This is a genomic window from Microbacterium sp. Leaf288, from assembly GCF_001422925.1.
Classification (GTDB): domain Bacteria; phylum Actinomycetota; class Actinomycetes; order Actinomycetales; family Microbacteriaceae; genus Microbacterium.
Map to the genome: position 1 here is coordinate 89,537 of NZ_LMNI01000010.1, position 16,452 is coordinate 105,988.

Below are 16,452 nucleotides of genomic sequence, written 5' to 3' on the forward strand. Positions count from 1 at the left end.
GCAGTGCGCCGGGCCGAGGCATCCGTCGATCCTTACTTGCTGAACTGGTGCGTCCAGGTCGACACGGCACCCGCGGCGACGGCGAAGCCGGCCTTCGGGACCGCGGTCACCTGCACCTTCGAACCCGCAGGAACCTTGACCAGCGGCTTCTCGGCCTTCACGCCGTTGACGTAGTAGTCGAACGACGGGTCGGGCGTGACGACCACGTGGTCGGAGTTCGAACCCTTCGGGTCGGTGAACTTCGGTGCGCCGGGCGTCGCCGCAGCCGTGAGCACGGGCACGTTCGCGAAGTCCATGTCGCTCGCGAAGTAGTAGCTCGTGTACGACGGCTGGTTGTAGGTGGTGTTCTGGCGGGCCACCTCGGCGCGGTACTGCACGTCGTGCATGAGCGTCGGCAGCTTGTGCGTGGTCACCTCGGTGCTCGTGTAGATGCGCAGCACGCTCGAGTCGACGGTGCGCACGAGCAGCTCCTCGCGCCAGTCGCCGAACACGTCGGCCACGAGCGACGGGTTGCCCTTGGTGCCGTTGTTCGTGCGCGTGCCGGTGGCGGTGAGCACGGTGCCGCGGGTCCAGTCCTTGATGGTCGGCGTGACCTCGAGGGCGCCGTCGACGATCTGCGTCGTCATGTCGGCGGCCCAGCGGATCGACTGGTTGGTTCCGGGGGTGGATGCTGCGAGCGGCGCGTTCGTCGCACTCAGCAGGCCCGATCCCTCGGTGCCGTTGGGCATGCTCGCCCACACCTCGAGGCCCGGCACGTCGGCGCGCACGTCGCCGATCATGCTGCGGCCCGTGTCTCGGCCCGAGTAGGCGCCGAAGAGCACCTCGCCGGTCGCGGCATCGCGCATCGCCGAACCGTACGGTGCGAACGTGGCGCCCTCGTGCGCCGTCCAGATCTCGAGACCGGGGCGGTTCGGGTCGATGTCGGTGACGTGCATCGCGTCGCCGTGGCCGAGACGCACGTTCTCGCCCGGCGCCGCGCTGCCCGCGGGCAGCGTGTCGAACGAGCTGTACAGCAGCCCGCCGTCGTCGTCGATCGTGGCTGAGCCGTAGACGATCTCGTGCTTGCCGTCGCCGTCCACGTCGGCCGCGCTCAGCGAGTGGAAGCCCTGCGTCGTGATCGAGCCGTACACCGGGTCGGTGCCGTCACGACCGTGCGGGCCGTCGTTGAACGGGTTCGTCATCGGCACGTGGCCGCTGTCGATCGCCCAGCGCGTGGTCAGGTGCTCGCCGTCCCAGTCGTAGGCGTGGATCGTCGTGCGCGTGTAGTAGCCGCGAGCGAAGACCGCGGAGGGGTGCGTGCCGTCGAGGTAGGCCACGCCCGCCAGGAAGCGGTCGACGCGGTTGCCCGGCTCGATGCGGGCCATCGCGTAGTCGCCCCACAGCAGGCCGTCGTCGTCGCGGCCGGGCTCGTAGCGCACGGTCTCGAGCTCTTCGCCGGTGGCCGAGTCGAAGACCGTGAGGTACTCCGGGCCGTCGACGATGAAGCCCTCGAACGTCGTGAGGTCGTTGCGTGCGCTGCGGCTCGGTGCGTAGGTGGTGATGAAGTAGTCGACGAGCTCGGTCGCCGACGCGGTCGACAGCGGGTACTCGTGCGTCACCGGGATGCCGAACGCCTCCTCGAGGGTCGCCGGCCAGTTGCCCGCCACGACCTCGGGGTGCTCCGACCAGCCCTCGAACATCTCGATGAGGTGCTGGCGGTAGTCCGCGGCGCTCATGCGGTAGTCGTCGGCCGCGGTGTAGCCGGCCGCGAGATCTTCGGCGAGCATCGTGATGCCGGCCTCGGCCGCGACCGAGCCGTCGGCGTTGTACCGGATCGACTTCGTGCCGGGCGCCGTCTTCAGCATCGTCTCGGCGCGGCCGTCGCCGTCGAAGTCGTAGACCATGAACTGCGTGTAGTGCGCGCCCGCGCGGATGTTCGCACCCAGGTCGATGCGGTTCAGCAGCGTGCCGTCGAGCTCGTACGTGTCGACGTAGACGGTGCCCGTGTAGCCCTTCTGCGACACGTCCTTCGAGTTCGAGGGATCCCACTTCACGACGAACTCGTACGCGCCGTCGCCGTCGACGTCGGCCACCGACGCGTCGTTCGCCGAGTACGTGAACGCCTCGCCGGCCGGAGTCACGCCGCCCGCCGGCTTCTGCAGCGGCAGGTCGTAGAACCCGTCGCCCCACACCGAGACGGGGGCGGACTGCTCGCCGGTCACGTCGTTCCACGCGGGAGCGACCGTGTAGACGGATGCTGCGGACCCGTCCGCGTCGGCATAGTTCGTGCTGTCGTCGACCGTGGCGATGCGCTCGCCGTCGCGGAACACCGCGAACGACGGGCCGCTCACGCCGGTCTCGGTCGCGGGACCGGCTTCGGTGCCGAGCAGGCGCCAGCTGAGGAACACGCCCTCGCTCGTCGACACGGCCACCAGGCCGCGGTCGAGGGCTTCGAGCTGGGCACCGGCGGGGGAGGCTTGCTCTGCCAGCGCGGGCTGCGCCAGTGCGAGCGTGAGTGCGCACGCGGCCGAGCCGGCCACGAGCACGCGGACAGAGGTGCTGCGGAGATTCATCGTCGAATCGCTCTCCTGAGGTTGCGGCCCGCTGGGGTCGGGCCCGTGTGGGGAAACGCAGGAATACGTTTTCCCGCACGACCCTAGTCAGCGACTTCGCATGGGTCAACCACCCCACCGCGCACATTGGAACGATTTAATGTGCGCCACCGCGAGCACAGAATCGGAGGTCCGGCACGACACGCCGGGTGGCAGCATCCGTCTCGGGCGTGTCGTATGGAACCTCCGATTCTGTGCATCCTGGCCACCCCCGGGTCGGAACACAGCGTCGGAGGTCTTGCTCGCCGCGCCCGATGGCAGCATCTGTCTCCCGGCGTGTCGGGTGAAGGCTCCGATCTTGTGCACCGCGCCGAGAGCTTCCTCCCCAATCGGCTCGCGCGCGCCGGCTGCCCACAGTTCCGCCCAGGGGAAGGGGGAGCGGATGCTGCGGCCGCGAGTCTGGCCGGATGTGCACCGACTCTCCGCCCCCCGTCACGACGTATCGAGAACTGAGGGCATCGGGGTTCTCAAGGTCGAAGATCGCCGCAGCGCTCGCCGATGGCTCACTGATCTCGCCCCGGCGAGGCGTGTACGAGCGCCTCGGTGCGTGCCACGACGTCAGGACAGCGGCGGCCCATGGAGGCTGGATCGCGTGCGTGAGCGCCGCGAAGCACCATGGGCTCTGGGTCGCGGAGCACGGTGACGGGTTGCACGTCGGGCTCCGCGGTCACGGGCGCGCCTACTCGCACCCGGAATGCTCGTGTGTCGCGCACTGGAGCGACCCGGACGACGCCGAACGCAGTGCTTTCGGTGTGCCGACGGTCCGGGTCGTCCTGCGGCAGATCCTGCGGTGCCAAGGGCTCGAGGGGTTCTTTGTGGCATTGGAGTCGGCTCTGCGGCGGCGCATGCTGTCGAATGCCGACCTCGACTGGCTGCGGAAGGGCACGAACGCCGGCGCGAGGGCGGCGATCGCCTTCGCTCGCAGCGATGCCGACAGCGGGCTCGAGTCGTTGCTGCGGTGGCGGCTTCGGCGCCGCGGGCTTCGGGTGCGGACACAGCAGTCGATCACCTCGGTCGGCCGGGTGGACTTCGTGATCGGCGAGCGCCTCATCGTCGAGGTCGACGGCGCGCCCAACCATGACAGCGAGTCGCACAGACATAAGGACCTCGTGCGCGATGCGAACGCAGCGGCGTGGGGCTTCGTCACCCTCCGCTTCGACTATGCCCTGGTCGTCCACGACTGGGACACCGTCGAACTCGCCATCCTCGGCCTCGTCGACCGCGGGCTGCACCTCGCCTGAGTGTGCACAGAATCGGATGTTGTCGCCGACACGCCGGGTGGCAGCATCCGTTCCCTGGCGTGTCGGCCAGGACTCCGATTCTGTGTGCGGGGTGCATGGAGTCGGTCCGGAACACAGAATCGGAGACTTTCGGCGACACGCCGGCTACCGGCGCCCGGCCCCGGCGTGTCGCGCAGAACCTCCGATTCTGTGCACGCCCACAACACCAGGAACGACGGATGCCTCGGCCCGGCGCAGTGCGCCGGAGGCATGTGCGAAGCCCTACGAGGCGTAGGTGACGAGGCCGAGCTCCACCGGCGACACGAGCTGGGGGTGCGCGGGGCGCACGCGGACGGTATAGCCGAACGTGCCCGTGACACCGAGCGGGAGCGTGCCGCTGAACACCGTCGCGCCGTCGGCCGCGGACGCGCCGGGGGAGAGGCGGTACACCGAGTGGTCGCGCGACAACGCGTCGTCCTCGTTCGTCGCGCCGTAGAGCAGCTCGACCGCGACGTCGTCGGGCGAGAGGCCGTCGAGGCGCACGTCGGCGCGCACCTCGAGGGTGTCACCGGCCTGCGCCTGCTGCGGGATGCCCGAGCTGTCGACGCTCGCGATCGACACGCGCCCCCACGCCTCGCGCACACGGCTGACGAACGCGGCGACCGCACGCGCCTCGAGGAACTCGTTCGCGCGCAGCGCGACGTCGTGCGCGGCCGCCGGCACGTACAGGCGCTGGACGTAGTCGCGCACCATGCGGTCGCTCGTCGCCTTCTTGCCGAGCTCGGTCATGGTGTGGCGCACCATGTCGAGCCAGCGCAGCGGGATGCCGCCCTCGCGCTCGTAGAAGCGCGGCACCAGCTGGTGCTCGATGAGGTCGTAGAGGGCGGCCGCCTCGTCGTCGTCGCGCTCCTCGTCGTTCGACGCGGTGTCGGCGGTGGGGATCGCCCAGCCGTTCTCGCCGTCGTACCACTCGTCCCACCACCCGTCGAGGATCGAGAGGTTCAGCGCGCCGTTGAGCGCCGCCTTCATGCCGCTCGTGCCGCACGCTTCGAGCGGGCGCAGCGGGTTGTTGAGCCAGACGTCGCAGCCGGGGTAGAGGTCCTTCGCGAGCGTGATGTCGTAGTCCGGCAGGAACACGATGCGCCCGCGCACCTTCGGGTCGCGGCTGAAGCGCACGAGCTGCTGGATCAGGATCTTGCCCGAGTCGTCGGCCGGGTGCGACTTGCCGCCGATCACGATCTGCACCGGGCGTTCGGGGTCGGTCAGCAGCCGCGTGAGGCGCTCCGGGTCGCGCAGCATGAGCGTCAGGCGCTTGTACGTCGGCACGCGGCGCGCGAAGCCGATCGTGAGCACCTCCGGGTCGAGGAGGTCCTCCACCCAGGCCGGCGTCACGGCTGAGCCGCTGGAGACGGATGCTGCCACCCGCCGCCGCGCCTCGGCGACGAGCTCGCCCTTCATCTGCTGGCGCACGCCCCACAGCTCGGCGTCGCTGACGACGTCGCGGTCGGTCCAGTCGTGCGTGTCGGTGTGCGCATCGCCCCACGCCCGCTCGCTCACGGCCTTGAGCGCGGGGTGCACCCAGGTCGGAGCGTGCACGCCGTTGGTGATCGAGGTGATCGGCACCTCGTCGGTGTCGACGCCCGGCCACAGCATGCCGAACATGCCACGGCTCACCTCGCCGTGCAGCACCGAGACGCCGTTGGCGTGCTGGCCGAGGTGCAGGCCGAGCACCGCCATGTTGAAGACGCCCTGGTCGCCGCCCTCCCACGTCTCGAGGCCCAGCGAGATCGCGCGGCCGGCGTCGAGGCCCTGGAACAGGCCGCTCGAGAGGAAGTCGGCGATGAGGTCGCGGGGGAAGCGGTCGATGCCGGCGGGAACCGGCGTGTGGGTCGTGAAGACCGTGCCGGCGCGCACCTGCGCGAGGGCCTCGTCGAAGCTCAGACCGTCGTGCGTGATGAGCTCCGACATGCGCTCGAGTCCCTGGAACCCGGCGTGGCCCTCGTTGGTGTGGTAGACGTCGGGGGTCGGGCGTCCCGTCAGGTCGCTGAACGCACGCACCGCGCGCACGCCGCCGACGCCGAGCAGCAGCTCCTGCAGCAGGCGGTGCTCGCCACCGCCGCCGTAGAGGCGGTCGGTGACGCGGCGCATCTCGTCGGTGTTCGAGGGCGTCTCGGAGTCGAGCAGCAGCAGCGGGATGCGGCCGATGTCGGCGACCCAGACGCGGGCGTGCAGGCGGCGGTCGCCCGGCAGATCGAGCGCGATCTCGACGGGCGCTCCCTCGCGGTTGCGCAGGAGCGTCAGCCCGAGGCCGTACGGGTCGAGCAGTGGATAGCTCTCGCGCTGCCAGCCGTCGTCTCCGATCGACTGGCGGAAGTAGCCGGCGCGGTAGAAGAGGCCGACGCCGGTCAGCGGCACGCCCAGGTCGGACGCGCTCTTGAGGTGGTCGCCGGCGAGGATGCCGAGGCCGCCGGAGTACTGCGGCAGCGAGCCGTCGACGCCGAACTCGGGGGAGAAGTACGCGATGTGCACGGGCTTGTCGCCCTCGAGCTGCTGGAACCAGCGGTCGCCCTCGAGGTATGCGGTGAGGCGCTCGTCCTCCTCGCGAACGCGCGCGACGAACTCTTCGTCCCGGGCGAGCTCGTCGAGGCGCTCCTGGCCCAGTGCGCCGAGCATCCGTGCCGGGTTCGCGCCGATCTCGTCCCACAGGACGGGATCCATCGAGGCGAACAGCGCGTGCGTCGCGCGACTCCACGACCAGCGCCAGTTGGAGGCGAGGCGGTCGAGCGGGGCGAGGGATGCGGCGAGGACGGGACGGACGGTGAACGTTCGGATGGCCTTCACGCTCGCGATTCTAGGGGCAAAAGCTGGAAGCGCTTGCACGGAAGTCGTTGGGTCTACGCTGGCGCTATGGCAATCGCACGACTGCACGGCGGACCCCTCGACGGACAGATCATTCCGCTCGACCCGACCGTCTCCGACTCGTACATCGTCCCCTACGGCGAGGGGCAGCTGGTCTACCGCCGCGAAGGCGACGAGACCCACACGGGCGACCAGGACGGGCCGACCGAGACCCGCTTCGTGTACGTCGAGGCGACCGAAGACATCGACCCGAACCCGGACGGTCGTGACGACTGACCGCATTCCCGACGTGACCGGCGGCGACGCCGGAGCGAACGGTCCGTCGCTCAGCGTCGAGGTCGAGCTCAAGTTCGATGTCGACGAGTCCACGCCGTTGCCCGACTGGTCGGCGCTTCCCGGTGTGGCGAGAGTCGGCGAGCCCGAGCTGCGTCACCTCGACGCCACCTACCTCGACAGCGACGACCTCGCGCTCGCCCATTCCGGCTACGCGGTCCGCCACCGCACCGGCGGACCCGACGAGGGCTGGCACATCAAGGGCCCGCGCGGGGCCGACGGCGGGCGGGTCGAACTGCACTGGCCGATCAGCCCGGTGGATGAGATCCCGGATGCTGTCGCCGACGCGGTCTCGAAGATCGCGAGCGCGTCGGACTTCGCGCCGATCGCGCGCATCCGCAACAGCCGCAACGCCTTCGCGCTGCAGGACGAGCGCGGTTGCCTCGTGGCGGAGTTCGTCGACGACCACGTGACAGCCACCGACGAGCGCTCCGGCACGCAACGGTCCTGGCGCGAGTGGGAGTTCGAACTCGGACCCGCCGCCCCCGCCTCGGACGAGGCGCGCGCGGCGCTGCTCTCAGCGGCCGAAGCCGCGGTGCATGCCGCAGGCGGCCGGGCCGCGGCATCCGATTCCAAACTCGCCCGCACTCTCGGCGCCTGAGGCTGCTCGAAAGTCCGAGGCGACGTTCCTATAGTTCGTCAAGTGCGGTGAGGTCGGCTTTGAGGGCGCCGTAGAGCTCGCGGGTGATGAGGCGTTTCATGGCTCGGATGGCGTCCTTCTTAGACAGGCCCTCCCGCTGCCGTCGTGTCAGGTAATCGATTGCGGGCTGGTGGCTGCGGAGTCGGCCGATCGCGATCAGGTGGACGACTTTGTTCGCTTGCCGGTCACCGCCGGTGTGCAGCCGCATCCGGTTCGTCTTGCCCGACGAGGCCGGGATCGGGGCGACGCCGATCAGTCGGGCGAACTTGGCGTCGCTGCTGATCCGGTCCGGAGCCTGCCCGAACGTGACCAGTAGCTGCGCGGCGGCGTGGATGCCGACCTGTGGGAGGGCGAGTAGTCGTGGGGCGGTGGCGGTGACCTGCTCGGTCAGTGCTGCGTCGAGGTCGCGGATCTCGGCGTCCAGGACGCGGATCCGGGTCGCCACCGACCGCAGCGCGAGCTTCGCGGCCTGGGTCGGGGTGTGCAGTCGGGTTCGGTCGGCGCGCATCGCGAGCGCCGCCGCGGCGGTGCTGCGTCCGGTCGTTCCGACCCGCCGGCGCACGTCGGAAGGCACGATCACGGCGAGGTCTTGCAGCTGCGTCAACGCCGCAGCACGTGCTTTCACCGCGGAATGGCGGGCTGTTTGCAGCAGCCGGATCGCTTCGATCACCCCGTCACGGTTCTTCGGGATCACCCGGGCGCGCCGGGTGCGGACCGCGTGCGCGGCCATCACGGCGTCGATCGGGTCGGACTTACCGGCGGTGGCACGCACGGTCCGATCGGGAGTGTTCACATCGATCACGGCGAACCCTGCCCCGGTCAACACCCGGGTCACCCCCGCCCCATACGTCCCGGTCTGCTCCACCCCGACCCGCGCGATCGGCCACCTGACAGCCACGCGAGAACCGACCGGTCAGCGTCAGCGGGGAACTCCTGATCCGCCAGTACCGCACCATCGGCGTCGACGACCGCCACGTGATGGGTGGCCTTGTGGGTATCGATGCCGGCGAACATGGGTTGCCGGTTCGGCGTACTCACGGTCATGCTGGACATTGCGATCTGTCTCCTTCACCACGTTGTGGAGGATGACTTCACCGAGCCGGGCGGACACTACGGTGATGAGCCAGCACGATCGCAGCAGGTTCCTATCAAGTCACAGCCCCGCCCGGCTCGGCCCCCTCGAACCAGGACAGACCCGCCACCGACGCCGACACGTCACGCTCAAAGACAACCCCCGACAGGGGCAGGGGCGTCAGTTTCGACTCAAGTCAGAACGCCAGCGACAGACCCACCAACATCTTCACCGTTTCGACTTCGCGCGCCAGAGCGCGCTTCGCTCAACGACCGGTGCCTTTACCCCCGGTGCCTTTACTCCCGGTCGTTGAGCGAGCTTGCGAGTCGAAACGCAGAGACGAAACGCCCCGGACCTTCCGAGAAGGTCCGGGGCGTTCCGCGTCAGCTGATCAGAGGTTGATCATGTGGCCGGCGAGGCCGTGGAAGGCCTCCTGCACGGCCTCCGACAGCGTCGGGTGCGTGTGGACGTTGCGCGCCGCCTCGAGAGCGGTGAGGTCCCACTTCTGCGCGAGCGTGAGCTCGGGCAAAAGCTCCGAGACGTCCGGGCCGATGAGGTGGCCGCCGAGCAGCTCGAGGTGCTCGCCGTCGGCGATGAGCTTGACGAAGCCGATGGGCTCGCCCAGGCCGTTCGCCTTGCCGTTCGCCGAGAAGGGGAACTTCGCCACCTTCACGTCGTAGCCGGCGTCGCGGGCCTGCTGCTCGGTGAGGCCGAACGAGGCCACCTGCGGCGAGCAGAACGTCGCGCGCGGCATCATGCGGTAGTCGCCGAGCGTCATGGTCTCGGCCTTGCCGATGGTCTCGGCGGCGACGACGCCCTGCGCCTCGGCCACGTGCGCGAGCTGCAGCTTCGCGGTGACGTCGCCGATCGCGTAGATGTGCGGCACGTTGGTGCGCATGTGGTCGTCGATGTCGATGGCACCGCGGTCGGTCAGCTTCACGCCGGTGTTCTCGAGACCGAAGCCCTCGACGTTGGCGGCGAAGCCGATCGACATCATGACCTTGTCGGCGTCGATCGAGCCCTGGGTGCCGTCCTTGGCGGTGTAGGTCACGGTGACCTTGTCGCCCTGGTCGGTGACCGTCTCGACCTTGGTCGAGGTGAGGATGTCGACGCCGTAGTTCTTGTACTGGCGGGCGATCTCCTTCGAGACGTCCGCGTCCTCGTTCGGCAGGGCACGGTCGAGGAACTCGATGATCGTGACCTTGACGCCGTAGTTCACCATCACGAAGGCGAACTCCATGCCGATGGCGCCGGCGCCGACGATGACGATCGACTGGGGCAGGTCGCGGGCGAGGATCTGCTCCTCGTACGTCACGACGTTGCCGCCGAGCTGCACGCCCGGGAGCAGACGCACCTTCGAGCCGGTCGAGATGATCGCGTTGTCGAAGGTGACGCGCTCGGTCGTGCCGTCGGCCTTCTTGACGTCGATCGTGTTCGCGTCGACGAACGACCCGCGACCCTCGTACTCGTCGACCTTGTTCTTCTTCATCAGGTAGTGGATGCCCTTGACGTGGGTCTCCGCCACCTTGCGGCTGCGGTCCCACGCGACTCCGAAGTCGAAGTGGACGTCACCCGAGATGCCGAACAGATCGGCCTTGTGGTGGAACTGGTGCGCGAGGTTGGCGTTCTTGAGGAGAGCCTTCGAGGGGATGCAGCCGACGTTGAGGCACACACCGCCCCAGTACTTCTCTTCGATGATGGCGACCTTGAGGCCGAGCTGCGAAGCGCGGACGGCTGCGACGTAGCCGCCGGGCCCCGCGCCGAGGATGGCGACGTCGTAATGAGGCATGGTCTCAAGCCTATCGGTCGGTGGGGGGCACGGAGTCGGGCTGCGAGGTGCCGTCGGCCGGGCCGGCAGCGCCGTGCGCGAGAGCCTTCTCGCGGCGGGAGCGGGAGACCAGGAGGTAGACGACCGCGGCGATGAGCGCGAGGGCCAGCACGCCCGCGATGATCCACGGCAGCGCGGTCGCTCCCTCGCTTGCCACGGGCTCGCTCGTGACGGTCGGCGTGGGCTCAGCCGACTGAGTCGGCACCGCGGTCGCGGTGGGCGTCGGGGTCGCCGTCTCGGTGGGCGTCGGCGCGCCCGCGACCGTGAACGAGAACTGGCCCGAGATGGGGTGCCCGTCGCTCGAGACGACCTTCCACAGCACCGTGACGGCACCGGATGCCTCGCCCGCGAGCGGCTGCGTCAGCACGTTGTCCTGCACGGTCGGTGTGCCGTCGACGAGCGACGCGCCCGAGGCATCCGTCACCTCCACGACCGAGGCGCCCTCGTCGTCGGCGATCTCGGCGCTGAACGTGAGCGTCAGCTGCGCCGGGAGCGTGTCGAGCGTGCTGCCCTGCGCCGGGTCGCTGCCGAGCAGCTCGTCGTGCGCGTGGGCGGGGGATGCCATCGCGAGGACGACGCCGAAGGCGACGAGCAGTGCGGCGAGGAATGCCCAGACCCGGGCTGGAAGCGGCTTGTGAAGAGTTTGTGACATCACCCGATCGAGCCTATCCGGCTCTTTGCTGCGGACCCCGCGAGGTCTAGCCTGGCCAATGGCGGGCCCCCTGCCCGTCGTCCCCACACGCGGAAGGATGCGGCAGATGGATCAGATGATGATGGGCGCCATGTCGAAGGACATGATGTCGATGCCCGGCATGCAGGCGATGGACATGTCGGTCATGCAGGCGTGTATGGACGCCTGCTCGGCCTGCGAGCAGGCATGCACGGTGTGCTCCACGCAGATGATGTCGTGCGCCCCCGCGTGCATGAACTGCGCCGACATGTGCAACACGATGATGCGCGCCATGATGCGGATGCAGGGCATGAACCCGGCGACCATGATGTCGATGCTCGACGCCTGCATGGCGATGTGCCAGATGACGATGGACGAGTGCATGGAGCACGCGGACCACAGCGAGGTCTGCAAGATGTGCGCTCAGGCCTGCAAGGCGTGCATGGACGCCTGCATGGCCATGAAGGACATGATGATGGCGATGAGCTGACGCTCGTCGCCATCGCTCGTTGAGCGAACCTGCGAGACGAAACGCGCGGTGCGGGCCGTCCGACTCAGCCGCGGAGGACGTTGAACCGCGCGCCGCCGACGGCGAGCACGTGGTAGCGCTCGTGGAGCGCGACCGGCGTGCCGGGCGTCGCGGCCGCGGCAGCGCCGGTGCCGTTCCAGAGGGCGACGGGGGTCCAGTCGGCGAGCGTGCGGACGATCACGAAGCCCGAGCGCTCGTCGGAGGCCTCCACGATCGCGTCCGCCCAGTCCGACGGCGTCGCCGAAGCGAGGCGCGCCTGGATCAGGTGCAGCGCGTGACCGGGGGCGTAGGACGAGCAGGTGTCACCGTGGTCGCACATGCACGCCGCAGCCTCACGCACCTCGAGGGGCGGGATGTGGCTGTGCGGGCTCGACACGGTGATCTCCTTCTGGTTAACGGATCTTTGCCGGTCCTGCCAGGGTAGAAGGGCCGCCATGTGGGCCGCACGTCGAGTGACACGGGGCGAAACATTGCGGGAACGGCGAACGTCCTCTTCCGAGCCGGGGGCGATCGGATAGGCTGGCCGGACGAAGGAGGAAACCGTGGAGCACGACCGCCGACCCGATCAGGGCGACATCCGCCGGGCCGCAGGGTCCGACGCGCACGAGTCCGACCGCGCGGCCGACACGACGCAGACGTTCGGCCACGATTCCGACCTGTCGTTCGTGCCGTTCGGCAGCGAGCTCGGCGAGGCCGAGCTCGACGCGATCGACGCCCTTCCGTCCGGCGCCGCGCTGCTGCTCGTCCGTTCCGGACCCACCGCAGGCGCCCGCTACCTGCTCGACGCCGACGTCACATCCGTGGGGCGGCATCCCGAGGCCGACATCTTCTTCGACGACGTCACCGTCTCGCGCCGCCACGCCGAGATCAACCGCACCGGGACCGCCTTCGAGCTCGTCGACCAGCGTTCACTGAACGGTACCTACGTGAACGGCGAGCGGGTCGACAGGGCCGCGCTCACCAACGGGGCCGAGGTGCGCATCGGCAAGTTCCGCCTCAACTTCTTCGTCTCACCGGCTGACCTCTCCAGGGCGACGGAGGCCTGATGCCCGCGGCTTCCGCCCGTGACAGGGCGTCGTCCGCGGGTCTTCTCAGCATCGGTCAGGTCCTCGCGCGTCTGTCGCCCGAGTTCCCGGCACTGACCTCCAGCAAGCTGCGCTTCCTCGAGGTCCAGGGGATCATCACACCGCTGCGCACGGAGTCGGGCTACCGCAAGTTCTCGCAGGACGACCTCGAGCGCCTGCGCCTCGCGCTCACCCTGCAGCGTGACCACTACCTGCCGCTGTCAGTCATCCGCGACTACCTCGAAGATGTCGACGCCGGTCGCGATCCCGCGACACCGACCGCCGTGCCGCCGCCGTCGATCGTGCCTGCGCCGCGCCGCTACCGCCGCGACGAGCTGCTGTCGGCGGCCGGCGCCGCGCCCCAGCTGCTCAACGACGCCATCAGCACCGGCATCCTCGCGGGCGCCGAGTCGTACACCGAGCAGTCGGTGACGCTGCTGCGCGCCCTCGTGGCGCTGGACCGCCACGGCATCGAGCCGCGCCACGTCCGCGCCCTGCGGCAGAGCGCCGAACGCGATGTCGCACTCGTCGAGTCGGCTCTCGCGCCGCTGCTGCGCCGGACGGATGCCTCGTCCCGCGGCCGCGCCGGCGAGCTGGCGCCGGAACTGACCCGGCGCCTCGACGACGTGCGGGCCATCTTCGTGCGGGCGGCGCTCGACCGCATGCTGTCCTGAGGTGCCGAGTACGTCGCGCTTCACGCACCGGTCGTCGAGCGAGCTCGCGAGTGAAACGCGCGAAGTGCGCGACACGCCGACCCCTGAACGCCGGATGTCGTTGCCGCGAGGGGGAGGCTGATCTAGCGTGGAACTATTCGATCCGGAGGGGGGAACGAGCATGATCGGAGACGTTGCTCCAGGCGAGCCGTTCAGTGCAGAACTCCTCTTCACGGACGGTCTTCCCGCGATGGACGACGAGGTCGGCTACCGTGGCGCGGCCGCGGCCAAGGCCGCCGGAATCACCTATCGCCAGCTCGATTACTGGGCCCGCACCGAGCTCGTCCAGCCGACGGTGCGCGGTGCCAGCGGGTCCGGCTCGCAGCGACTGTACGGCTTCCGCGACATCCTCGTGCTGAAGCTCGTCAAGCGCCTGCTCGACACCGGCATCTCGCTGCAGCAGATCCGCACGGCCGTCGACCAGCTCCGCGCCGCCGGCATCCGCGACCTGGCCGGCACGACGCTCATGAGCGACGGGGCATCCGTCTATCTCTGCACGTCGAACGACGAGGTCATCGACCTCGTCAGCCGTGGTCAGGGAGTCTTCGGCATCGCCGTCGGGAAGGTGCTGCGCGAGGTCGAGTCGGAGCTCCTCGAATTCGAAGTCGAGAAGCTCGACCCGACGGACGAGCTCGCGGTGCGTCGCGCCGCCCGCTCCGCCTAGAGCGCAGCGCGCCGCACCGCTCCGTCCGGGTCAGCCCAGCGCGGACTCCATCCGTTCCCGCACGCCCGCCGTCGCGGTGAGGGCCTGATCGAGGTCGGCGATGAGGTCGGCCGGATCCTCCAGGCCGATCGAGAGGCGCACGAGCGCGTCCGAGGGCTTGGCGTCGGCGGTGACGGGCCGGTGGGTGAGCGCAGCCGGGTGCTGGATGAGCGAGTCGACGCTGCCGAGCGACACCGCGTGCGTGAAGAGCTGGACGGATGCTGTCAGCGCCGCCGCGGCGTCGAAACCGTCGGCGAGCTCGATCGCGATCATCGCGCCAGGACCCGACTGCTGGGTGCCGATGAGACCCCGGGGATCGCTGTCTGCGAACCCGGGGAAGTGCACGCGCGCGACCTCCGGGCGTGAGAGCAGCCAGTCCGCGACCACGCACGCGCTGTCCTGCTGGGCGCGCATGCGCACGGGGAGGGTCGCCAGGCCGCGGTGCAGCAGGTACGCCGCGAGCGGGTGCATGATCGCGCCGGTGATGGCGCGGGTGCGCCGCAGCGCCGCGGCGAGTCGCGCGTCGCACGCGACGACGCCGCCCACGACGTCGCCGTGACCGCCCAGGTACTTCGTCGCGCTGTGCAGCGAGAGCGACGCGCCGAGGTCGAGCGGGTGCTGCAGCACGGGGGTCGCGAAGGTGTTGTCGACGAGTACCGGCACGTCGCCGGCGGCAGCGGCCACCCGGCGGATGTCGACGAGTTCGAGCGTCGGGTTCGCCGGGCTCTCGAGCACGACGAGCGCGGTGTCGTCGCGCAGGGCGGCGGCGACATCGTCGGGGGAGCAGAACGTGGTCTCGACGCCGAGCAGGCCCGACGCGAGCAGGTGGTCGGTGCCGCCGTACAGCGGACGCACGGCCACGACGTGACGCCTCTGGGATTCGTGTGTGAGGGCGAGCAGCACGGCGGTGACCGCGGCCATTCCGGACGAGAACGCCACCGCCTCCTCGGCGTGCTCGAGACGCGCCAGAGCCTCCTCGAATCGCGCGACGGTCGGGTTCCACAGTCGCGCGTAGACGTTCGACCCCCCCTCGAAGGGGTGGCCTCCGGTCGCGAGGACCTCGTAGGACATGCCGCCGAGCTCGATGCCGGGCAGGGGATTGGTCGACGAGAGGTCGAGGGGGAGAGCGTGCACGCCCAGGCTCGCGAGATCGTCGCGGCCGGCGTGCACGGCAAGGCTGTCAGGGTGCAGCGTCATCGATGCCATGGCGATATGGTCAGCGATATCGCGACGATTGGCAAATCGAGCTCACCCGGACGTGCACAATTTACGCAATCTGCTCATCGAGTGAGCAGAGTGGTCACCCGCACGGATGCTGCGGGGCGCAGCATCCGTCCGATCAGGAGCGGGAGTCCTCGGAGACCGGGATGCGACCGGTGCGCATGATGCGGTCGAGCAGGGAGTCGAAGTCGGCGGCGAGCTCCTGGGCGGAGTCTCCGGGCCAGATGTGCAGCGGCTTCGCGGCGCCCTGCGCCTGCTGGAGCGAGGTGCGCTCGGGCAGCTGCGGGCTCAGCACGAGCGGGCCGAACATGTCGCGGAGCTCCTTGATGCGGAACTGGTGCTCGATCGACTGCGGGCGCACGCGGTTGACCACGATGCCCAGCGGCTGCAGGCGGGGGGAGAGGCCGCGGCGGATCTCTTCGATCGCACGCAGGGCGCGGTCGGCCGCGGCGACGGAGAAGAGTCCCGGCTCGGTCACGACGATGACGCGGTCGGAGGCCGCCCACGCGGTGCGGGTGAGGGCGTTGAGCGACGGCGCGCAGTCGATGAGCACGAGGTCGTAGTCCGCCTCGATGGTGGCGAGCGCCTCTTCGAGCTTCCAGACGTCGCGGACGCTCGGGTGAGGACCGTCGAAGTTGATGGCCGACGGGCTGCCGATCATGACGTCGATCGTGCCCGGGTGCACCTTCGCCCAGCCGCTGGAGGTGATGGCCTGACGGACCGTCTTCTCCTTGGGATTGGCGAGGACATCTGCGACATTCAGGCGGCCGGCCACCTGGATGTCCATGCCCGTCGAGACGTCGGACTGCGGGTCGAGGTCGACGACGAGCGTGCGGACACCGCGGGCGAAAGCCGCCGACGCGAGTCCGAGAGTCACGGTCGTCTTGCCGACGCCACCCTTGAGCGAGCTGACGGATAGGACGTGCACAAGCCACCACGTTACCGTCCCCTAGGCTGAGAGCACACTCAGCCCGATTTTCGGGCCCCGCCTGCGCCGCCGCACACGGAG

Annotated in this window: 15 protein-coding genes; 7 read left to right on the top strand and 8 right to left on the bottom strand. The window is 69.6% G+C overall.

The genetic code is table 11. From position 1 onward, the window contains the following. Window positions 1–32 precede the first annotated feature (32 nt). Window positions 33–2,552: a rhamnogalacturonan lyase gene (locus ASF40_RS04580; RefSeq protein ID WP_056367070.1), complete on the bottom strand. Its 2,520-nt coding sequence runs from the start codon at window positions 2,550–2,552 to the stop codon at window positions 33–35. Between the two features lie 635 nt (window positions 2,553–3,187). Here ASF40_RS04580 and ASF40_RS04585 point away from each other — a divergent pair. Next, window positions 3,188–3,832, top strand: a complete 645-nt coding sequence (locus tag ASF40_RS04585; protein ID WP_235560137.1) for an endonuclease domain-containing protein — start codon at window positions 3,188–3,190, stop codon at window positions 3,830–3,832. A 261-nt stretch (window positions 3,833–4,093) separates the two neighbouring features. Here ASF40_RS04585 and glgP read toward each other — a convergent pair whose 3' ends face one another. Next, window positions 4,094–6,652, bottom strand: a complete 2,559-nt coding sequence (glgP, locus tag ASF40_RS04590) for an alpha-glucan family phosphorylase (RefSeq protein ID WP_056367072.1) — start codon at window positions 6,650–6,652, stop codon at window positions 4,094–4,096. A 66-nt stretch (window positions 6,653–6,718) separates the two neighbouring features. Here glgP and ASF40_RS04595 point away from each other — a divergent pair, with 66 nt between their 5' ends. Both ASF40_RS04595 and ASF40_RS04600 read left to right on the top strand, forming a co-directional pair. Next, window positions 6,719–6,946 carry a hypothetical protein gene (locus tag ASF40_RS04595; protein ID WP_045299024.1) on the top strand — a complete coding sequence of 76 codons (228 nt, stop codon included), beginning with the start codon at window positions 6,719–6,721 and terminating at the stop codon, window positions 6,944–6,946. Then, window positions 6,936–7,604: a CYTH domain-containing protein gene (locus ASF40_RS04600; RefSeq protein ID WP_235560138.1), complete on the top strand. Its 669-nt coding sequence runs from the start codon at window positions 6,936–6,938 to the stop codon at window positions 7,602–7,604. Before ASF40_RS04595 ends, ASF40_RS04600 begins: the two co-directional genes overlap by 11 nt. Before the next feature lie 28 nt (window positions 7,605–7,632). Here the strand turns inward: ASF40_RS04600 and ASF40_RS04605 are convergent, their stop codons facing one another. The 3 genes from ASF40_RS04605 to ASF40_RS04615 form a co-directional block, all read right to left on the bottom strand. After that, window positions 7,633–8,541, bottom strand: coding sequence for a transposase (locus ASF40_RS04605; RefSeq protein ID WP_327037393.1), 909 nt, complete (start codon window positions 8,539–8,541; stop codon window positions 7,633–7,635). A 565-nt stretch (window positions 8,542–9,106) separates the two neighbouring features. Then, on the bottom strand, window positions 9,107–10,504 hold the full coding sequence (gene lpdA / locus ASF40_RS04610; RefSeq protein ID WP_056367073.1) for a dihydrolipoyl dehydrogenase: 1,398 nt from the start codon (window positions 10,502–10,504) through the stop codon (window positions 9,107–9,109). Between the two features lie 10 nt (window positions 10,505–10,514). After that, entirely contained in the window at window positions 10,515–11,195 is a 681-nt protein-coding gene (locus ASF40_RS04615) for a copper resistance CopC family protein (protein ID WP_056367074.1), read from the bottom strand. 106 nt (window positions 11,196–11,301) lie between these two features. On the opposite strand from ASF40_RS04615, the gene ASF40_RS04620 reads away from it, so the two are divergent. Beyond that, complete coding sequence (locus ASF40_RS04620; RefSeq protein ID WP_056367075.1) at window positions 11,302–11,703, top strand: hypothetical protein; 402 nt, start codon at window positions 11,302–11,304, stop codon at window positions 11,701–11,703. Between the two features lie 64 nt (window positions 11,704–11,767). Here ASF40_RS04620 and ASF40_RS04625 read toward each other — a convergent pair whose 3' ends face one another. Continuing rightward, entirely contained in the window at window positions 11,768–12,118 is a 351-nt protein-coding gene (locus ASF40_RS04625; protein ID WP_056367076.1) for a hypothetical protein, read from the bottom strand. A 166-nt stretch (window positions 12,119–12,284) separates the two neighbouring features. Here ASF40_RS04625 and ASF40_RS04630 point away from each other — a divergent pair, with 166 nt between their 5' ends. The 3 genes from ASF40_RS04630 (at window position 12,285) to ASF40_RS04640 (ending at window position 14,183) form a co-directional block, all read left to right on the top strand. After that, entirely contained in the window at window positions 12,285–12,788 is a 504-nt protein-coding gene (locus ASF40_RS04630) for an FHA domain-containing protein (protein WP_056367077.1), read from the top strand. After that, window positions 12,788–13,480: a transcriptional regulator FtsR gene (ftsR, locus tag ASF40_RS04635; RefSeq protein WP_056367078.1), complete on the top strand. Its 693-nt coding sequence runs from the start codon at window positions 12,788–12,790 to the stop codon at window positions 13,478–13,480. The genes ASF40_RS04630 and ftsR overlap by 1 nt, the downstream gene beginning before the upstream one ends. 160 nt (window positions 13,481–13,640) lie before the next feature. Further along, window positions 13,641–14,183: a MerR family transcriptional regulator gene (locus tag ASF40_RS04640; RefSeq protein WP_056367079.1), complete on the top strand. Its 543-nt coding sequence runs from the start codon at window positions 13,641–13,643 to the stop codon at window positions 14,181–14,183. A 30-nt stretch (window positions 14,184–14,213) separates the two neighbouring features. Here ASF40_RS04640 and ASF40_RS04645 read toward each other — a convergent pair whose 3' ends face one another. Next, a complete protein-coding gene (locus ASF40_RS04645) occupies window positions 14,214–15,428 on the bottom strand; it encodes a trans-sulfuration enzyme family protein (RefSeq protein WP_056367080.1) in 1,215 nt (404 codons plus the stop codon). Window positions 15,429–15,561: 133 nt separating this feature from the next. Continuing rightward, window positions 15,562–16,371: a ParA family protein gene (locus tag ASF40_RS04650; protein WP_056367081.1), complete on the bottom strand. Its 810-nt coding sequence runs from the start codon at window positions 16,369–16,371 to the stop codon at window positions 15,562–15,564. Window positions 16,372–16,452: the final 81 nt, after the last annotated feature.